Source organism: Bacillus sp. SSR7 (assembly GCF_055902415.1).
Genome location: NZ_JBVVXV010000002.1, coordinates 92,572 through 115,908 on the forward strand (window position 1 = coordinate 92,572; position 23,337 = coordinate 115,908).

21 protein-coding genes and 1 other annotated feature are annotated in these 23,337 nt (G+C 37.7%); of the genes, 18 read left to right on the plus strand and 3 right to left on the minus strand.

Annotated elements, in window-relative coordinates:
* Positions 1 to 120 precede the first annotated feature (120 nt).
* The 6 genes from ruvA to yajC are packed head-to-tail and all read left to right on the plus strand — an operon-like array spanning position 121 to position 4,454.
* The gene (gene ruvA, locus AC0NJG_RS04460; protein WP_000464508.1) at positions 121 to 738 is read left to right on the plus strand and encodes a Holliday junction DNA helicase RuvA; all 618 of its coding nucleotides are present in this window, start codon (positions 121 to 123) and stop codon (positions 736 to 738) included.
* 5 nt (positions 739 to 743) lie between these two features.
* Complete coding sequence (gene ruvB / locus AC0NJG_RS04465) at positions 744 to 1,745, plus strand: Holliday junction branch migration DNA helicase RuvB (RefSeq protein WP_046197784.1); 1,002 nt, start codon at positions 744 to 746, stop codon at positions 1,743 to 1,745.
* Positions 1,742 to 1,942: a DUF2905 domain-containing protein gene (locus tag AC0NJG_RS04470; protein ID WP_000138162.1), complete on the plus strand. Its 201-nt coding sequence runs from the start codon at positions 1,742 to 1,744 to the stop codon at positions 1,940 to 1,942. Before ruvB ends, AC0NJG_RS04470 begins: the two co-directional genes overlap by 4 nt.
* Before the next feature lie 19 nt (positions 1,943 to 1,961).
* Positions 1,962 to 3,014: a tRNA preQ1(34) S-adenosylmethionine ribosyltransferase-isomerase QueA gene (queA, locus tag AC0NJG_RS04475; RefSeq protein WP_474062892.1), complete on the plus strand. Its 1,053-nt coding sequence runs from the start codon at positions 1,962 to 1,964 to the stop codon at positions 3,012 to 3,014.
* Between the two features lie 12 nt (positions 3,015 to 3,026).
* Positions 3,027 to 4,166, plus strand: a complete 1,140-nt coding sequence (tgt, locus tag AC0NJG_RS04480) for a tRNA guanosine(34) transglycosylase Tgt (RefSeq protein ID WP_000125362.1) — start codon at positions 3,027 to 3,029, stop codon at positions 4,164 to 4,166.
* Between the two features lie 27 nt (positions 4,167 to 4,193).
* A complete protein-coding gene (yajC, locus tag AC0NJG_RS04485) occupies positions 4,194 to 4,454 on the plus strand; it encodes a preprotein translocase subunit YajC (protein ID WP_001068065.1) in 261 nt (86 codons plus the stop codon).
* A 36-nt stretch (positions 4,455 to 4,490) separates the two neighbouring features.
* Here the strand turns inward: yajC and AC0NJG_RS04490 are convergent, their stop codons facing one another.
* Positions 4,491 to 4,874, minus strand: coding sequence for a TIGR04086 family membrane protein (locus tag AC0NJG_RS04490; protein WP_087954217.1), 384 nt, complete (start codon positions 4,872 to 4,874; stop codon positions 4,491 to 4,493).
* A gap of 102 nt (positions 4,875 to 4,976) precedes the next feature.
* On the opposite strand from AC0NJG_RS04490, the gene AC0NJG_RS04495 reads away from it, so the two are divergent.
* Positions 4,977 to 5,624 (plus strand): DUF421 domain-containing protein, encoded by a 648-nt coding sequence (locus AC0NJG_RS04495; protein ID WP_000455381.1) that lies wholly within the window; start codon positions 4,977 to 4,979, stop codon positions 5,622 to 5,624.
* Positions 5,625 to 5,653: 29 nt separating this feature from the next.
* Here the strand turns inward: AC0NJG_RS04495 and spoVB are convergent, their stop codons facing one another.
* A complete protein-coding gene (gene spoVB, locus AC0NJG_RS04500) occupies positions 5,654 to 7,213 on the minus strand; it encodes a stage V sporulation protein B (RefSeq protein WP_173601248.1) in 1,560 nt (519 codons plus the stop codon).
* Between the two features lie 172 nt (positions 7,214 to 7,385).
* Here spoVB and AC0NJG_RS04505 point away from each other — a divergent pair, with 172 nt between their 5' ends.
* From AC0NJG_RS04505 to AC0NJG_RS04555, 11 genes are all read left to right on the plus strand, one after another.
* The gene (locus AC0NJG_RS04505; RefSeq protein WP_087954219.1) at positions 7,386 to 7,670 is read left to right on the plus strand and encodes a post-transcriptional regulator; all 285 of its coding nucleotides are present in this window, start codon (positions 7,386 to 7,388) and stop codon (positions 7,668 to 7,670) included.
* Positions 7,671 to 7,938: 268 nt separating this feature from the next.
* On the plus strand, positions 7,939 to 10,203 hold the full coding sequence (secDF, locus tag AC0NJG_RS04510; RefSeq protein ID WP_173601249.1) for a protein translocase subunit SecDF: 2,265 nt from the start codon (positions 7,939 to 7,941) through the stop codon (positions 10,201 to 10,203).
* Positions 10,204 to 10,509: 306 nt separating this feature from the next.
* Complete coding sequence (locus AC0NJG_RS04515; RefSeq protein ID WP_087954221.1) at positions 10,510 to 11,403, plus strand: cation diffusion facilitator family transporter; 894 nt, start codon at positions 10,510 to 10,512, stop codon at positions 11,401 to 11,403.
* 101 nt (positions 11,404 to 11,504) lie between these two features.
* Positions 11,505 to 13,844: a single-stranded-DNA-specific exonuclease RecJ gene (recJ, locus tag AC0NJG_RS04520; protein WP_474062893.1), complete on the plus strand. Its 2,340-nt coding sequence runs from the start codon at positions 11,505 to 11,507 to the stop codon at positions 13,842 to 13,844.
* A gap of 47 nt (positions 13,845 to 13,891) precedes the next feature.
* Positions 13,892 to 14,404: an adenine phosphoribosyltransferase gene (locus AC0NJG_RS04525; protein ID WP_000346214.1), complete on the plus strand. Its 513-nt coding sequence runs from the start codon at positions 13,892 to 13,894 to the stop codon at positions 14,402 to 14,404.
* A gap of 209 nt (positions 14,405 to 14,613) precedes the next feature.
* The gene (relA, locus tag AC0NJG_RS04530; RefSeq protein ID WP_088297863.1) at positions 14,614 to 16,797 is read left to right on the plus strand and encodes a GTP diphosphokinase; all 2,184 of its coding nucleotides are present in this window, start codon (positions 14,614 to 14,616) and stop codon (positions 16,795 to 16,797) included.
* A 17-nt stretch (positions 16,798 to 16,814) separates the two neighbouring features.
* Positions 16,815 to 17,255: a D-tyrosyl-tRNA(Tyr) deacylase gene (locus AC0NJG_RS04535; RefSeq protein WP_001266956.1), complete on the plus strand. Its 441-nt coding sequence runs from the start codon at positions 16,815 to 16,817 to the stop codon at positions 17,253 to 17,255.
* 186 nt (positions 17,256 to 17,441) lie between these two features.
* Positions 17,442 to 17,618, plus strand: a complete 177-nt coding sequence (locus AC0NJG_RS04540; protein ID WP_001242605.1) for a hypothetical protein — start codon at positions 17,442 to 17,444, stop codon at positions 17,616 to 17,618.
* Positions 17,619 to 17,672: 54 nt separating this feature from the next.
* Positions 17,673 to 17,903, plus strand: a binding site (T-box leader).
* Between the two features lie 69 nt (positions 17,904 to 17,972).
* A complete protein-coding gene (hisS, locus tag AC0NJG_RS04545) occupies positions 17,973 to 19,244 on the plus strand; it encodes a histidine--tRNA ligase (RefSeq protein WP_033656406.1) in 1,272 nt (423 codons plus the stop codon).
* A gap of 12 nt (positions 19,245 to 19,256) precedes the next feature.
* Positions 19,257 to 21,032, plus strand: a complete 1,776-nt coding sequence (gene aspS, locus AC0NJG_RS04550) for an aspartate--tRNA ligase (RefSeq protein WP_087954224.1) — start codon at positions 19,257 to 19,259, stop codon at positions 21,030 to 21,032.
* 348 nt (positions 21,033 to 21,380) lie between these two features.
* On the plus strand, positions 21,381 to 22,148 hold the full coding sequence (locus AC0NJG_RS04555; RefSeq protein WP_000903177.1) for a tRNA threonylcarbamoyladenosine dehydratase: 768 nt from the start codon (positions 21,381 to 21,383) through the stop codon (positions 22,146 to 22,148).
* A 514-nt stretch (positions 22,149 to 22,662) separates the two neighbouring features.
* Here AC0NJG_RS04555 and AC0NJG_RS04560 read toward each other — a convergent pair.
* Positions 22,663 to 23,304: an RsfA family transcriptional regulator gene (locus AC0NJG_RS04560; protein WP_087954227.1), complete on the minus strand. Its 642-nt coding sequence runs from the start codon at positions 23,302 to 23,304 to the stop codon at positions 22,663 to 22,665.
* Positions 23,305 to 23,337: the final 33 nt, after the last annotated feature.

The window sequence follows — 23,337 nt, forward strand, 5'->3', positions numbered from 1 at the left end:
AAGCTTTCGTAGGAAAATAACAGAAGTTTCTAATAGAGAACATTTGTTGGGGCAGTCTCGCTTTTCTATCATTAAATATGTTAAAATGGAATACATGATTTAAGAGGGAGAGATTGTATTTTGTTTGAATATGTTACAGGTTACGTGGAGTATGTAGGGCCGGAATATGTCGTAATTGACCATAATGGAATTGGTTATCAAATTTTCACACCGAATCCGTATGTATTTCAAAGAAGTAAGCAAGAAATCCGTGTCTATACATATCATTATGTGAGAGAAGATATTATGGCGCTTTACGGGTTTAAAACACGTGAAGAGCGTTTATTATTTACAAAGTTGTTAGGTGTGTCTGGTATTGGGCCAAAAGGCGCTCTTGCAATATTAGCTTCTGGTCAAACAGGACAGGTCGTTCAAGCGATTGAACATGAAGACGAGAAGTTTTTAGTGAAGTTCCCGGGCGTAGGAAAGAAAACAGCGCGCCAAATGATTTTAGATTTAAAAGGAAAACTAGCAGACGTTGTACCAGATGCATTTGTTGATTTATTCTCAGACGAAGAACGTTTTGATGAGAAGAAAGGTTCGTCAGCTGAGCTTGATGAGGCCCTGGAAGCTCTGCGCGCACTTGGGTACGCGGAACGAGAAGTTTCTCGCGTTGTACCAGAGTTATTAAAAGAATCATTAACGACGGATCAGTATATTAAAAAGGCACTTAGTCTTTTACTAAATGGTAAGAGGTGAGTATAATGGACGAACGTCTCCTTTCAGGGGAGTCTGCATATGAAGATGCGGATTTAGAATATTCATTACGGCCACAGACACTCCGTCAGTATATTGGCCAAGATAAAGCGAAACATAATTTAGAGGTGTTTATTGAAGCGGCGAAAATGCGTGAAGAAACGTTGGATCACGTGCTTTTATATGGACCACCAGGTCTTGGTAAAACGACGCTTGCGAATATTATTGCCAATGAAATGGGCGTAAATGTTAGAACAACTTCAGGACCGGCAATTGAAAGACCAGGTGATTTAGCGGCTGTCTTAACAGCACTTCAGCCAGGGGATGTATTATTTATTGATGAAATTCATCGTTTGCATAGATCAATTGAAGAAGTATTGTATCCTGCGATGGAAGACTTTTGCCTTGATATCGTAATTGGAAAAGGGCCTTCAGCACGGTCTGTACGATTAGATTTACCGCCATTTACATTAGTTGGAGCAACGACGCGTGCAGGTGCATTATCAGCGCCGCTTCGTGACCGTTTCGGTGTGCTTTCAAGATTAGAATATTACACAGTAGATCAGCTTTCTGAGATTGTTGAACGTACAGCAGAAGTATTCGAAGTTGAAATTGATTCGTTAGCCGCACTAGAAATTGCAAGACGTGCTCGTGGTACACCTCGTATTGCGAATCGTTTATTACGACGTGTACGAGATTTCGCACAAGTTCGTGGTAATGGAACGGTTACGATGGAAATTACACAAATGGCATTAGAGCTACTGCAAGTAGATAAATTAGGTCTAGATCATATTGACCATAAATTATTGCTTGGTATTATTGAGAAGTTCCGTGGTGGTCCAGTTGGATTAGAAACGGTTTCGGCAACGATTGGAGAAGAATCTCATACGATTGAAGATGTGTATGAGCCGTATTTATTACAAATTGGCTTTTTACAACGAACGCCAAGGGGGCGAATTGTAACGCCACTTGCATATGAGCATTTCGGAATGGAGATGCCAAAAGTATGACGGAGATGCCAAAATTGCTTATTACAGCAGGTATCTTACTTATCGTTGTTGGCTTAGCTTGGAAGTTCATTGGAAGACTTCCAGGCGATATTTTTGTGAAAAAAGGAAACGTTACCTTTTATTTTCCTATCATTACATGTATTGTGTTAAGTATTGTATTATCTTTTATTATGTATATAATAAATCGATTCAAATAAGAAATAGGTGGATATAGTTATGGATATTAATCTGTTTGATTTTCATTTACCAGAAGAACTTATTGCACAGGTCCCATTAGAAGAGCGTGAAACATCAAGATTAATGGTGTTAGACCGCGAAACAGGTGATATTGAGCATAAACATTTTACAGACATTCTTTCTTACTTACATGAGGGGGATTGCTTAGTTTTAAATGAAACGAAAGTAATGCCTGCTCGTCTGCATGGTGTGAAAGAAGATACAGGCGCACACATTGAAGTACTTCTTTTAAAACAAGAAGAAGGCGATAAGTGGGAGACGCTTGTTAAGCCAGCGAAACGTGTAAAAGAAGGAACTGTTATCTCTTTTGGCGAAGGGAAATTAAAAGCAACTTGCACAGGAACTGCAGATCAAGGTGGACGTCAGCTTGAATTTTCATATGACGGCATCTTCTATGAAATTTTAGATGAACTTGGAGAAATGCCACTTCCTCCATATATTAAAGAGACGCTAGAAGATCGCGATCGCTATCAAACAGTATATGCGAAAGAAATCGGTTCAGCAGCAGCGCCGACAGCAGGACTTCACTTTACAGAAGAGTTACTGGAGAAGTTAAAACAAAAAGGCGTTGAGTTAGCTTTCATCACACTTCACGTAGGGCTTGGAACATTTAGACCAGTTTCTGCTGATTCGATTGAAGAACACCATATGCACGCAGAATATTACCATATGTCTGAAGAGACGGCGGCATTATTAAACCGTGTAAAAGAGAATGGTGGACGTATTATTACGGTAGGTACGACATCAACTCGTACGTTAGAGACAATTGCGACAGATCATGATGGCAAGCTTTGTGCTGCTTCTGGCTGGACAGACATTTTTATGTACCCAGGTTACGAATTTAAAGCAATTGATGGTTTAATTACAAACTTCCATTTACCGAAATCAACATTAATTATGCTTGTAAGTGCATTTGCAAACAGAGATAATGTACTTCATGCTTATAATGAAGCAGTAAAAGAAAAATATCGTTTCTTTAGCTTTGGTGATGCAATGTTCGTTGCCTCTCACGCTAAAATGGGAAACAAATAAAAGGAGTAAATTATGACAGCAATTCGTTATGAATTTATTAAAACTTGTAAACAAACGGGTGCCCGTTTAGGACGTGTACATACGCCGCACGGTTCATTTGATACACCAACATTTATGCCAGTTGGTACGCTTGCAACAGTTAAGACAATGTCACCAGAAGAATTAAAAGCAATGGATTCTGGCATTATTTTAAGTAATACGTATCATTTATGGCTACGTCCGGGTCACGAAATCATTCGTGAAGCAGGCGGTTTGCATAAATTTATGAACTGGGATCGTGCAATCTTAACGGACTCTGGTGGTTTCCAAGTATTCAGTTTAAGTGACTTCCGTCGCATTGAAGAGGAAGGCGTTCACTTCCGTAACCACTTAAATGGAGATAAATTATTCTTATCACCAGAAAAAGCGATGGAAATTCAAAATGCATTAGGTTCAGATATTATGATGGCATTTGATGAGTGTCCACCATTCCCAGCTACTTTCGAATACATGAAGAAGTCTGTAGAGCGTACAAGTCGTTGGGCAGAGCGTTGCTTAAAAGCACATGAACGTCCACAAGATCAAGGTTTATTCGGTATTGTACAGGGTGGGGAGTTTGAAGAGCTTCGCCGCCAAAGTGCAAAAGACCTTGTTTCAATGGACTTCCCTGGTTACGCGGTAGGTGGTTTATCTGTAGGTGAGCCGAAAGATATTATGAACCGTGTACTTGAGTTTACAACACCACTTCTTCCAGATAATAAGCCACGTTACTTAATGGGAGTAGGTTCTCCTGACTCATTAATCGATGGTGCAATTCGTGGTATTGATATGTTTGACTGCGTACTTCCAACTCGTATCGCTCGAAATGGTACATGTATGACAAGTGAAGGCCGTCTAGTTGTCAAAAATGCGAAATTCGCAAGAGACTTCGGTCCGCTTGATCCAAACTGTGATTGCTATACATGTAAAAATTACTCTCGTGCGTACATTCGTCACTTAATGAAGTGTGATGAAACGTTCGGAATTCGTTTAACGTCTTATCACAACCTTCATTTTCTGTTAAACTTAATGGAGCAGGTGAGACAAGCTATTCGTGAAGACCGTCTTGGCGATTTCCGCGAAGAGTTCTTTGAACAGTATGGCTTTAATAAACCGAATGCTAAAAACTTCTAATACATAATTTAAAAGGAGGAACAAAAGATGAATCCAGGTATGATGAATATCGTTATGATCGTTGCGATGTTTGCGATTTTCTATTTCTTATTAATTCGCCCGCAACAAAAACGTCAAAAAGCAGTTGCTCAAATGCAAAGTGAGTTAGCAAAAGGTGATGCTATCGTAACAATCGGTGGTTTACACGGTACAATCGAATCAGTAGATGAGACGAAAATCGTTATTAAATCTGGCGGTTCACATTTAACTTTCGATCGTAATGCGATTCGTGAAGTTGTGAAAAACTAATGAGGAAGGCCCTGCATGAAATGTGCAGGGCCTTTTTTAGTTATTTTGTTTGGACATATTTACACCGAAAATGCCACCGAGTGTACTCGCGCCCATTAATGCTAATTGATAAAGTAACTGTGAGCTCGATAAAGTTTGAGAGAAGCCTAAATAGTTAACTAGAAAAACAAGTATGGCGAATGTAAGTCCTGTTGTGAAGCCTACTAGCCAACCTTTCCCTTGTGCTTTTTTGCCGGCAGTAAACCCGGATATAAGCATAGATAAAAGTGCTAGTATAAAAATAGTGACAGCTAATGTTCCTTCATTCATATCTGTAAATTTTAATAAAAGAGCCATAATCATGCTAGTAACTGTTGCGAGAATTAATAGGATAACGATACCGAAGCCGATTGCAGTTGATAATTTTTTCGTTCCATCCATTTATACATTCCCCCTTTTTAATACAAGCATATTTTCCTTTTGCCTAAGTTAGACTATTTTCTTTTTTATAGGGGAGTCTATACGTAAAAAGGAGATGTAGAAATGGAATGGGTATCAATCATTGGCCGGACGATGCTGTTGTATATCATCATCTTAATTATTTTTCGTCTTATGGGTAAACGTGAAATTGGAGAGCTAAGTGTATTAGATTTAGTCGTATTCATTATGCTTGGTGAAATGGCAGTAGTCGCAATTGAAAATACCGATAAATCACTTTGGCACCAATTAGTTCCGATGACCTTTCTTATGTGTATACAAATTATTTTGTCAGTTATTTCGTTAAAGTATCAACGATTTCGGCATTTAATAGAAGGTGAGCCGGCTATTCTTGTAAATGCGGGAAAGATTGATGAAAAGAAGATGAGAAAGCAACGTTATAATATAGATGATTTAATGATGCAATTAAGGGAGCAGGGAGTTGGAGATATAAGGGATGTAGAATATGCTATTTTAGAACCATCTGGGAAGTTATCTGTCTTTCAAAAACAAAAAGGCGGGCAGGATGCATTGCAGTTTACGCTTCCCCTTATTATCGATGGAGAAATTCAATCTAATCATTTGCAAATGATTGAACATACAGATGAGTGGCTCGTTGAAAAATTAAAAAACTTAGGCTATAACGATGTAACAAAAATTTTATACTGTAGTTTTCAAAATGGACAATTTTTTGTTGATTTGAAAGAAAACTAGAGGCTTACTATACGAAATAGTAAGCCCGTTTACTTCAAAAATGAAAGTTTTCGAATGATAGGGAGACGACTTAGCTCTTCTTTTCGAATGAGCTTGAAAATGAAGAGGAGTACAATATAAACGAGTGTTGTTAAAGTGATTTCCCATAGTGTTTGTATGCCAAGTGAATGAGAGAAAACTATATACTTATGAAGGTAAAAACCGAAGGAGCCTGCGATACCGATGGCAAGTCCGCCAAAAATATAGTCTTTTGCGTAAATGGTAAATGTAATTTTCTTTAAAACAGTAGCATAATGAAGAAATGTTACTGTTACGATATTTGCTGCAATTGCAAGGGCAACCCCCATCATTTGAAACTCTGGCCTTGAAGCTAGTACAAAAATAACAATTAATTTCACGATTGCACCAATAAACGTATTCATCATGGCCGCACGTGCTAAGTTTAAAGCTTGTAAAACAGAGGTAAGTGGACTTTGAAAATAATGAAATAAAAAGCAAGGTGCAAGAAGCTGGATGAACGCTGTTGCACTATCCGATCCATACATAAGGGTTAAAACAGGAGAAGCAAATACGTATAATATAACGACCGACCATCCGCCAGTAATGAGTGAAATCCGAAGAGCTTGTTGTAAGCGGTGTTCTACTAATTTATGTTGTCTTTTTGCCATTGCCTCGCTAATAGATGGAACGAGTGCTGTAGAAAGAGCGTATGTAATAAAGGCTGGCAGTGAAAGGAGCGGGAATGCATACCCGTTTAATATACCGTATTGCTGGGTTGCGACGGAGGCAGCAACGCCGGCAATCGCTAAGCTTTGCATAACGACGATAGGTTCAAAGAAATAGGAAACGGAACCGATTAAACGACTTCCTGTAGTTGGAAGTGCAATATCCATAAGAGAATAGAATGTCCCCTTGCTTTCCCTTACAGTAGTGAAAAATCCAGAGCGTATAGATAAATGTTTTTCGCGATGGAATAAAGTGAGTAAAAATAATAACGATGCCACTTCACCGAGAACGGCTGATAACATAGCGCCGGCTGCAGCATATTCTACGCCGTAAGGTAAAAATAATTGAATACATATAGCGATAATTGTAATGCGGACAATTTGTTCTATAACTTGGGCGTAAGCGCTAGGTTTCATATTTTGTTTCCCTTGGAAATAGCCGCGTAAAACAGAAGAAACAGCAATAACAGGAACGACAGGTAAAATAGCCATTAATGGATAATACGTCCGTTCATCAGTTAATAATGTTTTTGCTAAAATAGGTGTGAGGAGCATAATTCCAATTGTTAAAATGATACTAATAACGGATGTAACAGCTAATGATACGGTTAATATTTTTTTTACTTTTTGTTTATCATTCACAGCTTCTGCTTCTGCTACAAATTTTGCGATTGCGACAGGAAGACCGATTTGTGTTAATGTAATTGCTAGAATAAATGTAGGGACGGCCATCATATAAAGGCCAACGCCTTCTTCTCCTAAAATACGTGCCATTACAATACGATTAATAAATCCTAGAATTTTGGTAATAAAGCCGGCTATCATTAAAATAAATGCGCCTTTTAAAAAGCTTTGTCTCGTCATGGTCTTCTCCTACCTTCTCAAAATCAGTGGAATGATTTACAATAATTTATATGCACGTACGAGACAAGAATGACAAGCATTTAAGAGAGTGCTCTTGAAAGTAGTTATTGCTGTCCAATAGAGCGGGATTAAAAGCGACTTTTCGTGCTGAAATAAGAAGGAGATGTTATATATGTTAGATAGAGAGGCTTTGGTAGAATCATACCGCGGACAGTTACAAGTCGTTTTAGAAAGTAAAGTAGAAGAGTTCCAAATGTTCGGCTACGACCGAGTAACAGATGATGACATTTGGAAGTTTCTTAAAATGAAAAAGTGGAAGAAGATAGACAGTGACGTTAGATTGTATGAATTAGTTAATGACGTATTAACAGTAACAGCTAATGAATATATGACGTATTTAACTGTTGAAGCATATCAAGCGCCACTTTGGTCATTTGATGAATATGAAAATAAATAACCGACTGCAATTGGTTTGTTCTTCCTTTTGCAGTATAATGATAGGTATTGATAATGAGGAAATAATTATGTCTAAGATCATATATAAAGGAGGTAGTGAAGAGAAAAAACAAATAATGAAAGTGTAGGTAATGTGAAAACTTACCGGCACAGCTAGTGATGAGCTAGCAAAATTATAGAAAGGAAGTCTACTAACTGGCGTATGCACACGTGTGAAAGTGAATCGTAAAAGATTTATTTGAAGTGTTAGTAGCGGAAAGAGGGTACATATGGCAAAGCGTGGTACGAGAATTGCCGCCTTTTTCCTCATCGTTTTATTAATCGGTGGAGTAATTGGTGCGGCAGGAAAAGACATAGCAAAAGGAATTAGTCTAGGACTAGACCTTCGCGGTGGTTTTGAAGTTCTGTATGAAGTAAAACCAGCCAAAAAAGGTGATAAAATCGATCATAGCGCACTTGTAAGTACAGTAGGTGCTCTTGAAAATCGTGTCAATGCACTCGGTGTAAGTGAGCCGAACATTCAAATCGAAGGGCAGGACCGAATTCGTGTACAGCTTGCTGGTGTACAAGATCAGCAAAAAGCACGTGAGATGTTATCAACACAAGCGAAATTAACATTCCGCGATGTAGATGATAATCTTCTTATGGATGGAACGGATTTAAAAGGCGGCGGAGCGAAACAAACATTTGATGAGCAAGGCCGTGCGAGCGTAGGTCTTACACTAAAAAGCGCTGAAAAATTCCGTGAAGTAACTGAAAAAATTTCAAAAATGCCACCACCAACGAATTTAATGGTAATTTGGCTTGATTTTGAAGAAGGAAAAGATTCATACAAAGCAGAATCTGCAAAACCGAATCCGAAGTTCTTATCAGCAGCAACAGTAAGTCAAGTATTTAACCAAGCTGAAGTATCTATTGTAGGTGGAAACTTCACAGTTGAAAGCGCGAAACAACTTTCATCTTTATTAAATGCAGGTGCACTTCCTGTTGATTTAAAAGAAATGTATTCAACATCTGTTGGAGCAAAATTTGGTCAACAAGCATTAGAGCAAACGATTTTCGCTAGTGCGATTGGTATTGCTATTATCTTCTTATTTATGCTTGTATTCTACCGATTACCAGGACTTGTAGCGGTTATTATGTTAGGCCTATACATTTTTGTCACATTACTTGTCTTTAACTGGATGCATGCAGTTCTTACGTTGCCAGGTATTGCAGCATTAGTGCTCGGGGTAGGTATCGCAGTTGATGCGAATATTATTACGTACGAGAGACTAAAAGAAGAACTGAAAATTGGTAAGTCAATGATGTCAGCATTCCGTGCTGGTAACCATCGCTCATTAGCGACAATTTTAGATGCGAACATTACAACACTTGCAGCAGCTGGTGTATTATTCGTTTATGGTACAAGCTCTGTAAAAGGTTTCGCAACAAGTTTAATCGTAAGTATTTTAGTCGGTTTCATTACGAACGTATTCGGTACTCGTTTCTTACTAAGTTTACTTGTAAAGAGCCGTTACTTCGATAAAAAACCATCTTACTTCGGTGTTAAGGAAAAGGATATTATTCCATTAACAAAAGGTGTAGTACATCCACCGACAAGATTTGATCGTATTAACTTCGTAAATATTGGTCATAAATTCCTTGTTTTCTCGATTGTAGTTGTAATTGCAGGTGCAATTATTTTACCAATTTTCAAATTGAATCTTGGTATTGACTTTGCGAGTGGTACACGTATCGACTTGCAATCAAAACAATCAGTTACTGTGTCTGATGTTCATAAAGATTTTAAAGAATTGAACATTGATGTGAAGGAAGAAAATATTGTACCAACTGGAGATGACAATAAAGGATTTGCAGTTCGTACATTAGGTGTTTTATCAAAAGATGAAATTGCGAAAACAAAAACATTCTTCCACGATAAATATGGTACAGATCCAAACGTAAGTACAGTTTCGCCGACAATCGGTAAAGAAATTGCACGAAATGCATTTATCGCAGTATTAATCGCTTCTGCGGTTATCATTTTATACGTAAGCATTCGATTCCGATTTACGTATGCATTATCTGCAGTACTTGCATTATTACATGATGCATTCGTTATGATTGTTATATTTAGTATTTTCCAATTAGAGGTAGACTTAACGTTTATCGCTGCGGTATTAACAATCATCGGTTATTCTATTAATGACTCGATCGTTACATTCGATAGAAACCGTGAATTATACAAACAGAAAAAACGAGTACGCGATATAAAAGACTTAGAAGAAATTGTGAATGCGAGTATTCGTCAAACGCTTGGTCGTTCGATTAATACTGTATTAACAGTGTTATTCCCAGTAATTGCACTGCTTATCTTCGGTAGTGAGTCACTACGTAACTTCTCGTTTGCGTTACTTGTTGGATTAGTTGTAGGTACGTATTCTTCTGTTTTCGTTGCTTCTCAAATTTGGTTAATGCTTGAAAACCGTCGTTTGAAAAAGGGCAAAAACAAGAAAAAGGTTGAGAAAGTAGAATCTGAACCGCAAGTATAAAAAAGATGATGTCTCTTTATGAGGCATCTCTTTTTTCGTTTGTGGATACAATAAGATAGTTACTTTGAAATGATAAAATGGAAGAAAGTGGTGATGGTATCGCTGTTTTTGTTACAATAAAGTGAAACTTTAATCAGTGGGAGTTTTCTTCATCCCCCACTGATTATTAGCCTTCACCAATCGGACTTTTATGGGCAGTTGATCCCCCACTTTACTTCTTTGCTTTCGCTGAATTTTGAGGTGGGGGTCTTACTGCCCATTAAAGTGGGATAAAAAGATAGGTTAAGAAAAGAAGGGATTTTAATTATGGAAAAAGATGAACGTTTTAAACAGGCCGAGTTTGGTGCTATTGTCGGGATCGTTGGTAATATTATATTAGCGATTGTAAAGGCGGTAATTGGTTATATTGGAAACAGTAAAGCGCTATTAGCAGATGCGGTGCATTCTGCATCAGATGTAATTGGTTCACTAGCTGTACTGTTTGGGTTACGAGCAGCAAAGCAGCCGCCCGATGAAGATCATCCGTATGGTCATGGTAAAGCGGAATCGATTTCAGCGATTATTGTTGCAGTATTATTATTTATTGTGGGAATCGAGATAGCGATTTCGTCCATAAAAGCTTTTTCGCAGGAACTAGAACCACCGAAAGGGATTACGATTTTTGCTGTCGTTCTTTCGATTGTTGTGAAAGAAGGAATGTTTCAATATAAATTTCGATTAGGGAAAAAGGTAAATAGTGATGCAATTATTGCAAATGCATATGAGCACCGTTCAGATGTATTTTCTTCAATTGCAGCTTTAATCGGTATTTGTGCAGCGATTATTGGTGGTAAGTTCGGGTTAGATTGGCTTGTGTATGCCGATCCAATTGCAGGATTATTTGTTTCACTTCTTGTTGCAAAAATGGCATGGAGTATTGGGGCAGAAGCAATTCATGCAACGCTTGATCATGTTCTTCATGAGGAAGATGTTATTCCGCTTAGAGAAGCAGTACTTCAAATAGATGGTGTGAAAAAAATTGGTTCTTTATACGCCAGGGAACATGGTCATTACGTTATTGTTGATATTAAAGTTTCTGTAGATCCATACATTACTGTAGAAGAAGGGCATCGCATCGGAAAGCATGTGAAAGAAACGCTTATGAAACAAGATAACGTACAAAATGTGTTTGTACATATAAATCCGTATTCTCCAAATTAAACATTATTAACATTTTAGTATATAGATATTGCATCGTAGTTTGCATTATATTGTCACCCCTTAATCTGTCTTGTATAATGAACAGGTTAAGGGGTGATTTCGTGTTACAACCGAAGACGCGTTGGAAAGAAAAAGAATATAATGGCGAGCGAGTGAGTGAATTAGCAAGTAAATTACAATTATCACCACTTGTCGTTTCGTTATTCCTCGGTAGAGGACTAGATACAGAAGATAAGATTTTAGATTTTTTAAATACAGAAAATCAAGAATTTCATGATCCATTTTTATTAGAAGGAATGGATAGAACGGTAGAACGTGTAAATAAGGCGATTCAAAATGGAGAGCAAATATTAATATTTGGTGACTACGATGCGGACGGAGTAAGTAGTACGACTGTGTTATATCTTGCCTTGCAAGAATTAGGTGCAGATGTAGAATTTTATATTCCAAACCGTTTTACAGAAGGATATGGACCAAACGAAGACGCATTTCGTTGGGCACATAGCGCAGGATTCTCACTCATTATTACTGTCGATACTGGTATCGCAGCTGTACATGAAGCGAAAGTAGCGAAGGAACTTGGGATAGATCTAATTATTACAGATCACCATGAGCCGCCACCAGAATTGCCAGAAGCACTTTCGATTATTCACCCGAAATTAGATGGCGGTGTGTATCCGTTTCACTATTTAGCGGGCGTTGGTGTTGCGTTTAAAGTTGCGCATGCACTACTCGGCCGTGTACCAGAACATTTATTAGAAATTGCAGTAATTGGTACAGTGGCTGATTTAGTATCACTTCATGGTGAGAATAGATTGCTAGTGAAGCGCGGTTTAAAACATATGCGCATGACGAAAAATATTGGACTAAAGGCGCTATTTAAAGTTGCTAACGTTTCGCAAAGTGAAATTACAGAAGAGAGTATTGGCTTCTCAATCGCACCGCGTATTAATGCAGTTGGACGTTTAGAGGATGCTACGCCGGCTGTACATCTTTTATTATCAGAGGATCCCGAAGAAGCGAAAGAGCTGGCTGAAGAAATTGATGAGCTGAACAAACTGCGAAAAGATATTGTAAAGCAAATTACAGAAGAAGCTATCGCTGAAGTGGAAACGAATTTCCCGCCTGAAGACAATAAAGTATTAGTGCTTGCAAAAGAAGGATGGAATCCAGGTGTAATTGGAATTGTCGCTTCTAAATTAGTTGAACGTTTTTATCGTCCAACGATTGTATTATGCATTGATCCTGTGAAAGAAACAGCAAAAGGTTCAGCGCGTAGTATTGCAGGATTTGATTTGTTTGCAAACTTGTCAGATTGTAGAGAGTTATTGCCACACTTCGGAGGACATCCGATGGCAGCGGGAATGACGCTACATATGAATGATGTAGATGAATTACGCCGCCGTTTAAATGAGCAAGCAGAGGTAATTTTAACAGAAGAAGATTTTATTCCAATTACAGCTGTCGATGCATTTTGTAAAGTGGAGGACGTAACACTTGCAGCAATTGAAGATATGCAAAAGTTAGCACCATTTGGTGTTGGAAATCCAAAGCCACGTATTGCAGTGAAAGATGCGGAGTTAGAAAGTATTCGTGCAATCGGATCAGACGGTTCACATTTAAAAATGGCTCTTCGTGATGGACAAGCAACACTGGATACAATTGGATTTGGATTTGGTGCGTATGCGAAAGAAATTTCTCCAGTTGCAAAAGTATCTGTAATCGGGGAAGCGTCTATTAATGAATGGAATAATTTCAAGAAGCCGCAATTAATGGTACAAGATATTGCGGTAGAGGCATGGCAATTATTTGATTGGCGTAGTATGCGTAACGTAGAAGCAAATATAGCAGAGCTTCCGAAAGAAAAAATAACGATGGTGTATTTTTCTGAAGAGGTATTGAATAAATTTTCTTTAGAAGACTATAAAGAGTATATGATGCATGCATCAGAAGTAACAGAATTAGATGATCAATACATCGTGTTCCTTGATTTACCGAAAGGAACAGATGAATTACGAGAGCTATTTAAAGTGGGGTTCCCGTCGCGAATTTATACACTATTTTATCAAGAGAATAATCATTTATTTAGTACTGTTCCAACGAGAGAACACTTTAAATGGTACTATTCGTTCTTGAGCCAAAAATCACCATTTTCTTTAAGGCAATATGGAGCGCAACTATGTCAGCATAAAGGTTGGTCAAAAGATACAGTAAATTTCATGACACAGGTGTTTTTTGAGTTAGAATTTGTTACAATAAAAGATGGCGTCATTTTTATGGCAGACAAAAAACAAAAGCGTGATTTAATTGAATCGAACACATATCGTGAGAAAATGAACCACTTACAATTAGAAAAAGAATTGGTTTATAGCACATATCAGCAACTATATACATGGTTTGAAACGATTCGTAATCATAAAGAAGTAGAACAGTTAGGGTAAAGGATTTGTATTTACAAACCTTTTAGATCTGAGGAGGATTCAGAAATATGGATTTCAAGCAACATATCGCAATTGTACCGGATTATCCGAAAGAAGGTATCGTGTTTAAAGACATTACACCGTTAATGAACGACGGTAAAGCATACAAAGCAGCAACAGATGCAATCGTTGAGTATGCAAAAGAGAGAGACATCGACCTTGTAGTAGGACCAGAAGCACGTGGCTTTATTATCGGTTGCCCAGTTTCTTATGCATTAGAAGTAGGATTTGCGCCAGTTCGTAAATTAGGAAAATTACCACGTGAAGTAATTACTGTTGACTACGGTAAAGAATATGGTAAAGACGTTTTAACAATCCATAAAGATGCAATTAAACCAGGTCAACGCGTATTAATTACAGATGACTTATTAGCTACAGGTGGAACAATTGAAGCGACAATTAAGTTAGTTGAAGAGCTAGGCGGAGTTGTAGCAGGAATTGCATTCTTAGTAGAACTTACTTACTTAGATGGTCGTAAAATGTTAGATGGTTACGATGTATTAGTATTAGAAAAATACTAATCACTATATAGTAAAACTACGGTGATAAAAAGTACCCGTGAATCTCTTGGAGAGGAGCGGGTACTTTTGTATAATTGAACAAAAAATTATGGTGAAATGTCAGTAAAATCTTTTCCTTTTCACAATTCACAATCATTGGGTTATAATGATAGAATATAATTTATTCTATTTAATTAAGATAAAGTCAATTTTCAATAAAAGGTGATTCGATGGCAAATGAGCAGGTACTAACAGCTGAACAGGTACTCGAGAAAGCAAGTCAATATTTAGTGGATGAAGATATTGAGCTAGTAGCACGTGCCTATGAATATGCACGCGATGCGCATAGCGAACAATATAGAAAATCGGGTGAACCGTACATTATTCATCCAATTCAAGTTGCAGGTATTTTAGTTGATTTACACATGGATCCAGCTACAGTATCAGCAGGTTTCTTACATGATGTAGTAGAAGATACAGAGATTACTTTAGAAGATATTGAACGGGAATTTAATAAAGAAATTGCTATGCTTGTCGATGGTGTGACAAAGCTCGGAAAGATTAAATATAAATCTCATGAGCAGCAACAAGCAGAAAACCATCGCAAAATGTTTATTGCAATGGCTCAAGATATTCGAGTTATTTTAATTAAACTAGCTGATCGTCTTCATAACATGCGTACATTGAAACATTTGCCTCAAGAGAAGCAGCGTCGCATTGCAAATGAAACGTTAGAAATCTTTGCACCTTTAGCACATAGACTCGGAATTAGTACTATTAAATGGGAGCTAGAGGATACGTCACTTCGCTATTTAAATCCACAGCAATATTATCGTATTGTAAATTTAATGAAGCGTAAACGTGCAGAACGTGAAGAGTATTTAGACGAAGTAATGACTGGTATTCGTGAGAAATTAGACGAAGTTGCAATTCAACCTGAAATTTCTGGAAGACCAAAACATATTTATAGTATTTATCGTAAAATGGCACTGCAAAATAAACAGTTCAATGAAATTTACGATTTATTAGCTGTACGTGTCGTTGTAAATAGTATTAAAGATTGTTATGCAGTACTTGGAATTATTCATACGTGCTGGAAGCCGATGCCAGGTCGTTTTAAAGATTATATTGCAATGCCGAAAGCAAATCTATATCAATCTCTTCATACGACTGTAATTGGGCCGAAAGGTGATCCACTTGAAGTGCAAATTCGTACGAAAGAAATGCATGAAATTGCAGAATTCGGGATCGCGGCACACTGGGCGTATAAAGAAGGAAAAACAGCAGAAACAACAGGCACATTAGAGAAGAAACTTACATGGTTCCGTCAAATATTAGAATGGCAAAATGAAGCTTCTAATGCAGAAGAGTTTATGGAGTCGTTAAAAATTGATTTATTCTCTGACATGGTATTCGTCTTTACACCGAAAGGCGATGTAATGGAACTACCACTTGGATCTGTTCCGATTGACTTTGCATATCGCGTGCATTCAGAGATTGGGAATAAAACAATTGGTGCAAAAGTAAACGGGAAAATGGTGACACTTGATTATAAATTAAAAACAGGTGACATTATTGAGATTTTAACATCGAAACATTCGTATGGACCAAGTCAAGATTGGGTGAAACTAGCTCAAACATCTCATGCAAAAAACAAAATACGTCAATTCTTTAAGAAGCAACGTAGAGATGAAAATATTGAGAAAGGCCGTGAACTTGTTGAGAAAGAAGTACGTAGCCTAGAGTATGAGATGAAAGAAGTGTTAGCTCCTGACAATTTAAAACGTGTTGCTGAAAAATTCAACTTTGCAAATGAAGAAGATATGTTTGCTGCAGTTGGATATAATGGCATCACTGCATCACAAATTGTTACGCGATTAATGGACAAGTTCCGTAAGCAACGTGAAGAAGAAGAGATTGTTGAAGTTAAAGAAGTTCGTAAACCGATGAAAATTCGAAAATGGGATTCTGGCGTTAAAGTAAGCGGTGCGGATAATTTATTAATTCGCTTATCAAAATGCTGTAACCCAGTACCTGGTGATGATATCGTTGGATATATTACGAAAGGCCGAGGCGTATCAATTCACCGCCGTGATTGTGTAAATGTTCATACAGAAGAAGCTATAGAACGTTTATTAGAAGTAGAGTGGGAAGGTAGTCCTGAAAAAGAAATTGAGTATAACGTTGATATTGAAATTTCAGGTTACGATCGCCGTGGTTTATTAAACGAAGTATTACAAGCTGTTACAGAGACGAAAACGTACATTTCGGCCGTTTCGGGTAGAAGTGACCGTAATAAGATGGCGACAATTAATATGTCAATCTCTATTCGTAACTTACAACACCTGAAAAAAGTAGTAGAACGCATTAAACGTGTTCCAGAAATTTATGCAGTACGACGCATGATGCATTAATAGGGAGTGTAGAAAAGATGAGAGTTGTTTTACAACGATCAAAAGAAGCGTCTGTCACAGTAGACGGTGAGATCGTAGGACAAATTCCGTTCGGTTTAACATTACTAGTTGGCATTACGCATGAAGATACAGAAAAAGATGCAACTTACATCGCAGAAAAAATTGCGAACTTACGTATTTTTGAAGATGAGAGCGGAAAGATGAACCATTCTGTACTCGATGTAGAAGGACAAGTTCTATCAATTTCGCAATTCACATTATATGGAGATTGTCGCAAAGGCAGACGTCCAAACTTTATGGATGCTGCCAAACCTGACTATGCAGAGCGTTTATATGATTTCTTTAATGAAGAAGTTCGTAAGCAAGGATTGCATGTAGAAACAGGGAAGTTCGGAGCGATGATGGATGTTTCTTTAATCAATGATGGTCCGGTGACCCTCATTGTGGAAAGTAAATAGTGTTGTTTAAGAAGAGAGGGTGATATCATCCTCTCTTTTTTATACATTGTTGTATGTTTTGTTCATTTATTCCGCTATTTGGATTCTTATTTTTGAATTAATAGCTGCTTCAGTTATGTATAACTCTCTCTTCAATATGGAACAATAAAAAGTAAAACATCCATATTGAATGTGAGGGATATACGTATGCGTATGAATGAAAAAGGGCATTCTGTTACAAATGGTGCAAATCAACTGTTTAACGTAAATTTTCATGATTTTATTTCGAAAGAGCAAAACAATACTTCAATGGAGCTTGCTTCTGAGTTTGGCATTTCTCTTCAAGATGTAAAGCGTCTAAAGAAGCAGATTGAACGCTCTTAGAGCACTTGACAATCCTACTGAACAAACGTATAGTAATTTTATATTTACATATGAATATAACCGTTGATAGAGAAGAGTAAATGAGACACACATGGAAAGAGAAGAAATGTCTTAGGCTGAAAACATTTCTACATGATGACTGATTGAATGACACTCTAGAGGTTTCAACTTGAACGGCGTATACGCTTAGTAGAGATGAACGCACATTTAAGCGTTATTAAAAAAGTGGAAGCATACGTGCTTCAATTAGGGTGGCACCACGGGTATAATACTCTCGTCCCTACTGTTCAAACAGTAGAGGCGGGAGTTTTTTTATTTTTATTAAGATTAAAACAATTTGAGGAGGAACTGAATATGTCTATTCAAATCCCACGCGGAACGCAAGATATTCTTCCAGGCACTGTTGAGTTATGGCAGTATATAGAAGGGCAAGCACGCGAAATTTGCCGTCGTTACAATTACAAAGAAATTCGTACACCAATTTTTGAACACACTGAGCTATTTTTACGTGGTGTTGGTGATACGACAGATATCGTACAAAAAGAAATGTACTCATTCCAAGATCGTGGAGAGCGTAGTTTAACATTACGTCCAGAAGGTACTGCACCTGTTGTACGTTCTTACGTTGAAAATAAAATGTTCGGTGACGCAACACAACCAACGAAATTATATTATATCGGTCAAATGTTCCGTTACGAAAGACCGCAAGCAGGCCGCTATCGTCAATTCGTACAATTTGGTATTGAAGCAATCGGTAGTAACGATCCTGCAATTGATGCAGAAGTAATTGCACTTGCTGTAGAGTTTTACCGCGGCATGGGCTTAAAAAATATTAAAGTTGTATTAAACAGCTTAGGTGATGCGGCGAGCCGTCAAGCGCACCGTGATGCGTTAATTGCACACTTCGAGCCACGTATCGGTGAGTTCTGTTCTGACTGTCAGTCTCGTTTAGAAAAGAACCCTCTTCGTATTTTAGATTGTAAGAAGGACCGTAACCATGAATTAATGGGAACGGCACCATCTATTACAGAATACTTAAATGAAGATTCAGCAGTATACTATGACAAAGTTCAAGAGCTATTAACGATGATGGATGTTCCATTTGAAAAAGATCCGAACTTAGTACGTGGTTTAGACTACTACCAACACACTGTTTTTGAAATTATGAGTGAAGCAGAAGGTTTCGGTGCTATTACTACATTAAGCGGTGGTGGACGTTACAACGGACTTGTACAAGAAATCGGTGGACCAGAAATGCCAGGTATCGGTTTTGCGATGAGTATTGAACGTTTAATTATGGCGCTAAAAGCTGAAAACATTGAATTACCAATTGAACATAGCATTGATTGTTACGTTGTAGCGCTTGGTGAAAAAGCGAAAGACCATGCTGCAAAAGTTGCGTTTGATCTTCGTAAAGCTGGATTATCAGTTGAAAAAGATTATTTAGACCGCAAAATGAAAGCACAATTTAAATCAGCAGATCGTCTAAAAGCGAAATTTGTAGCTGTATTAGGGGAAGATGAGCTAGATAAAGGCATCATTAACTTAAAAGATATGGCAACAGGCGAACAAGAAGAAGTAGCATTAGATGTATTTGCTTCATACGTAGCAGAGAAATTAATATAGGGGGAACTTACAGTGGCTGAAAGAACGCATGCATGTGGAAAAGTAACAGTAGAAGCAGTTGGACAAACAGTTCAATTAAAAGGTTGGGTACAAAAACGCCGTGATTTAGGTGGATTAATCTTTATCGACTTACGTGACCGTACAGGTATCGTACAAGTTGTATTTAACCCAGAAACATCAAAAGAAGCGCTAGAAGTAGCAGAAACAATTCGTAGCGAATACGTACTACACGTGGAAGGTACAGTTGTTGAGCGTGGTGAAGGCGCAATTAATGACAATATGGCAACTGGTCGTATTGAAGTACAAGCAACGAAAGTAAACGTATTAAATGCAGCAAAAACAACGCCAATTATTATTGCTGATGATACAGATGCATCAGAAGATGTGCGTTTAAAATATCGTTATTTAGACTTACGTCGCCCGGTAATGTTTAACACATTCAAAATGCGTCATGACGTAACAAAAACAATTCGTAACTTCTTAGACACAGAAGAGTTCTTAGAAGTGGAAACACCAATTTTAACGAAGAGCACACCAGAAGGAGCTCGTGACTATTTAGTACCAAGTCGTGTACATGACGGTGAATTCTATGCATTACCACAGTCTCCACAGTTATTTAAACAGCTTCTTATGGTCGGCGGATTTGAGCGTTACTATCAAGTAGCACGTTGTTTCCGTGACGAAGATTTACGTGCAGACCGTCAACCAGAATTCACGCAAATCGATATCGAAGCTTCATTCTTAACACAAGATGAAATTTTAGATATGATGGAGCGCATGATGACGAAAGTTATGAAGGATGCAAAAGGTGTAGAAGTGAGTGCACCATTCCCTCGTATGAAATATGCTGATGCAATGGCTCGCTACGGTTCTGATAAGCCAGATACACGCTTTGAAATGGAACTAACAGACTTATCTGAGTTTGCAGCAGGTTGTGGCTTTAAAGTGTTTACAAGTGCTGTAGAAAACGGCGGACAAGTAAAAGCAATTAATGCAAAAGGTGCTGCGAGCAAATACTCTCGTAAAGACATTGATGCATTAACTGAATTTGTAAAAGTATACGGTGCAAAAGGTTTAGCTTGGCTTAAAGTCGAAGAAGACGGCTTAAAAGGACCAATCGCGAAATTCTTTGGTGAAGAAGATGCAAACGTGTTAATGACTACATTAGAAGCTACTGCTGGCGACTTATTATTATTCGTAGCAGATAAGAAGAGCGTTGTTGCAGATAGCTTAGGTGCACTTCGTTTACGTCTAGGTAAAGAGCTTGAGTTAATTGACGAAAGTAAATTTAACTTCCTATGGGTAACGGATTGGCCACTTCTTGAGTACGATGAAGATGCAGATCGTTATTTCGCAGCTCACCACCCATTCACAATGCCATTCCGTGAAGATGTTGAACTATTAGAAACAGCACCAGAAAAAGCACGTGCACAAGCATATGACCTTGTATTAAACGGTTATGAGCTTGGTGGTGGATCACTTCGTATTTACGAGCGTGACGTACAAGAAAAAATGTTCAAAGCACTTGGATTCTCACAAGAAGAAGCACAAGAGCAATTCGGATTCTTATTAGAAGCATTCGAATACGGTACTCCACCACACGGTGGTATCGCATTAGGTTTAGACCGTCTTGTTATGTTACTTGCAGGTCGTACAAACCTTCGTGATACAATTGCATTCCCGAAAACAGCAAGCGCAAGCTGCTTATTAACAGAAGCTCCAAGCCCAGTTGCAGAAGCACAGCTTGAAGAGTTAAACTTAAAATTAAGCTTGAAAGAAGAGAAGTAAGAATAAAGTCTAGATGGTTATACTAATACCATCTAGACTTTTTTTGAGAGGAAGTTGAAAAAGTCCGGTTTAGATAACTGTCTCATCACATCGTTGCATCGCCAGTCCGGTGCTCGAGTAGTAGTTCTACACTGCGCTCTTCCTGGCTTCAGCGCCTCGATCTGCTCGGTTCTCTAAATCCTCCTTTTTAAACTTGTATTGAAAGGAAGTTGAAAAAGTCCGGTTTACACTATGTTTTCATTTTCGAAATATGTATTTTTAGGAATTCTATAACTTTTTCTATACAAATAGTCGGAAAAACGCTAGAATACATGGTAGACCATTTTTGTAATAGGAGTGTAGAGCTGAATGTTACATCAATTTTCACGTAATGAATTAGCCTTCGGTAAAGAAGGACTTGAAATATTAAAAAATAGTACAGTCGGTATTTTAGGAATTGGCGGCGTAGGTTCTTTTGCAGCTGAAGCGTTAGCACGTTCTGGCGTAGGACGTCTCGTATTAGTTGATAAAGACGTTGTAGATATTACAAACGTAAACCGTCAAATTCACGCTTTAGTATCTACTGTAGGACGTTCAAAAGTAGAATTAATGAAAGAGCGTATCGCAGACATTAACCCAGAGTGTGAAGTAATTGGATTAGAAATGTTTTATACAGATGAAACATATGAAGAGTTCTTTAAGCACGGTTTAGACTTCGTAGTGGATGCATCTGATACAATTACGTTCAAAATTCATTTAATTAAACAATGTTTACGTCGTAAAATTAAAATTATCTCAAGTATGGGTGCAGCAAATAAAATGGACCCAACTCGTTTCCGTATTGCGGACATCTCTAAAACACATACAGATCCAATTGCGAAAGTCATTCGTACGAAGCTTCGTAAAGAGGGTATTAAAAAAGGTGTAAAAGTTGTCTTCTCTGACGAAAACCCAATCGTAATTCGTGAAGAAGTACGTAAAGAAATCGTACCAGACGAAAATGCAAAAATTCGTAAAGCGAAATTACCACCTTCATCAAATGCATTCGTACCATCTGTGGCAGGCTTAATTATGGCAAGTCACGTTGTACGTGAACGTATTAAAAACGTAGAAGTGAAGCGTGTAGGACAAGAATAAAGTGAAAGCATATATCCATTTCGGATATATGCTTTTTTTATAAGTATTAAAGAAATAGGGATATTTGTATTACTACTAGTTCAAATGTAAGTAAGGCTAGTAAGTAATGATCATATTTATCTGATGTATAGGCGGACGTCTTTTTTAAACTGTTAATGGTGAAAAGAGCTAAAGTTAGGACGAGAACACCGAGTGTTATTTTGAAGACTATTAATGAAATAGTAACCATCTCCCTTCAAACATATATGTTTATAGCAATGTTTAAGTAAAAAATATCCAATTTTTTCAGGGGTTTCCTTGTATGAAAGGGAGGGATACTTCGTCAATTTTTGTCGGTAAATCGATATTCCTTGTCGAATAGTCAATATAATTAAAAAATCGTTGATATATTGTAAGTTACGATAGATATATTCGAAAAATCGTCGATATAATTTCATTTAACAATATGCTATCCACCGAAGAAACAAAAAAAGGATGTCACTTAGCCGGAAAATTAGGCTAGGTGACATCCTTTTTAATTCTCTGCAGAATAAATAATATCTAAATTTCCATTTTGATCTGTCTTAAAAATGGGCGCAATCTGCTCTTCTTGTTCTTCAACTGAAACGAGTTTTCGAGCACGATCCATAATTCTAACGAGCATTGCATAATCTTCTTCGATTGCTTGTTGTTTTTTTGTGAGTACAGCTAATTTAGTTTCGAGCTCATCATTCGTTTTTTGCAAGGAAGTGAGCTGAGTTTGTAATACTTCATTTTCAGTTTGTAACTTTGCGAGTGAAGGATTATTGTGCTCCAAGTTTTGCAAAAACGAGATGACATTTTGCATTGTAAGTTCTTGTTTACTTGGTACAATATCTTCTGAAAACTCAGCGTCGATTACGAGTTGTTTCGTTTTCGTGAACTGATCTTTTTCTATTTTAGCTTCAGAGCGCTTTAATTCTTTCCGTTGTTTTTTTGCAAGTTGCACCGCATCTTCGTAATTCGGCCTTACTTCAGCATTCCATCTAAATCCGCAAGCTGCTGAAGTGCGGTTCAATGTATCGCCAACTTCATCGAATGCTTTTATTTGTGTACTGCCGCTGCGAATATGTCGTAAAACAGTTTCGGCTAAAAGGAGATCGTCTTCTTTTGTCCATGCATCTTGACGTGTTTTCATAAGCGAAGCCTCCATAATGGTGACGTTTTCGCT

Excerpts from the sequence above, each read along its gene's own strand:
- ruvB (WP_046197784.1), top strand. The coding sequence starts at position 744 with ATGGACGAACGTCTCCTTTCAGGGGAGTCTGCATATGAAGATGCGGAT.
- AC0NJG_RS04470 (WP_000138162.1), top strand. The coding sequence starts at position 1,742 with ATGACGGAGATGCCAAAATTGCTTATTACAGCAGGTATCTTACTTATC.
- queA (WP_474062892.1), top strand. The coding sequence starts at position 1,962 with ATGGATATTAATCTGTTTGATTTTCATTTACCAGAAGAACTTATTGCA.
- tgt (WP_000125362.1), top strand. The coding sequence starts at position 3,027 with ATGACAGCAATTCGTTATGAATTTATTAAAACTTGTAAACAAACGGGT.
- yajC (WP_001068065.1), top strand. The coding sequence starts at position 4,194 with ATGAATCCAGGTATGATGAATATCGTTATGATCGTTGCGATGTTTGCG.
- AC0NJG_RS04490 (WP_087954217.1), bottom strand. The coding sequence starts at position 4,874 with ATGGATGGAACGAAAAAATTATCAACTGCAATCGGCTTCGGTATCGTT.
- AC0NJG_RS04495 (WP_000455381.1), top strand. The coding sequence starts at position 4,977 with ATGGAATGGGTATCAATCATTGGCCGGACGATGCTGTTGTATATCATC.
- spoVB (WP_173601248.1), bottom strand. The coding sequence starts at position 7,213 with ATGACGAGACAAAGCTTTTTAAAAGGCGCATTTATTTTAATGATAGCC.
- AC0NJG_RS04505 (WP_087954219.1), top strand. The coding sequence starts at position 7,386 with ATGTTAGATAGAGAGGCTTTGGTAGAATCATACCGCGGACAGTTACAA.
- secDF (WP_173601249.1), top strand. The coding sequence starts at position 7,939 with ATGGCAAAGCGTGGTACGAGAATTGCCGCCTTTTTCCTCATCGTTTTA.
- AC0NJG_RS04515 (WP_087954221.1), top strand. The coding sequence starts at position 10,510 with ATGGAAAAAGATGAACGTTTTAAACAGGCCGAGTTTGGTGCTATTGTC.
- AC0NJG_RS04525 (WP_000346214.1), top strand. The coding sequence starts at position 13,892 with ATGGATTTCAAGCAACATATCGCAATTGTACCGGATTATCCGAAAGAA.
- relA (WP_088297863.1), top strand. The coding sequence starts at position 14,614 with ATGGCAAATGAGCAGGTACTAACAGCTGAACAGGTACTCGAGAAAGCA.
- AC0NJG_RS04535 (WP_001266956.1), top strand. The coding sequence starts at position 16,815 with ATGAGAGTTGTTTTACAACGATCAAAAGAAGCGTCTGTCACAGTAGAC.
- AC0NJG_RS04540 (WP_001242605.1), top strand. The coding sequence starts at position 17,442 with ATGCGTATGAATGAAAAAGGGCATTCTGTTACAAATGGTGCAAATCAA.
- hisS (WP_033656406.1), top strand. The coding sequence starts at position 17,973 with ATGTCTATTCAAATCCCACGCGGAACGCAAGATATTCTTCCAGGCACT.
- AC0NJG_RS04555 (WP_000903177.1), top strand. The coding sequence starts at position 21,381 with ATGTTACATCAATTTTCACGTAATGAATTAGCCTTCGGTAAAGAAGGA.
- AC0NJG_RS04560 (WP_087954227.1), bottom strand. The coding sequence starts at position 23,304 with ATGAAAACACGTCAAGATGCATGGACAAAAGAAGACGATCTCCTTTTA.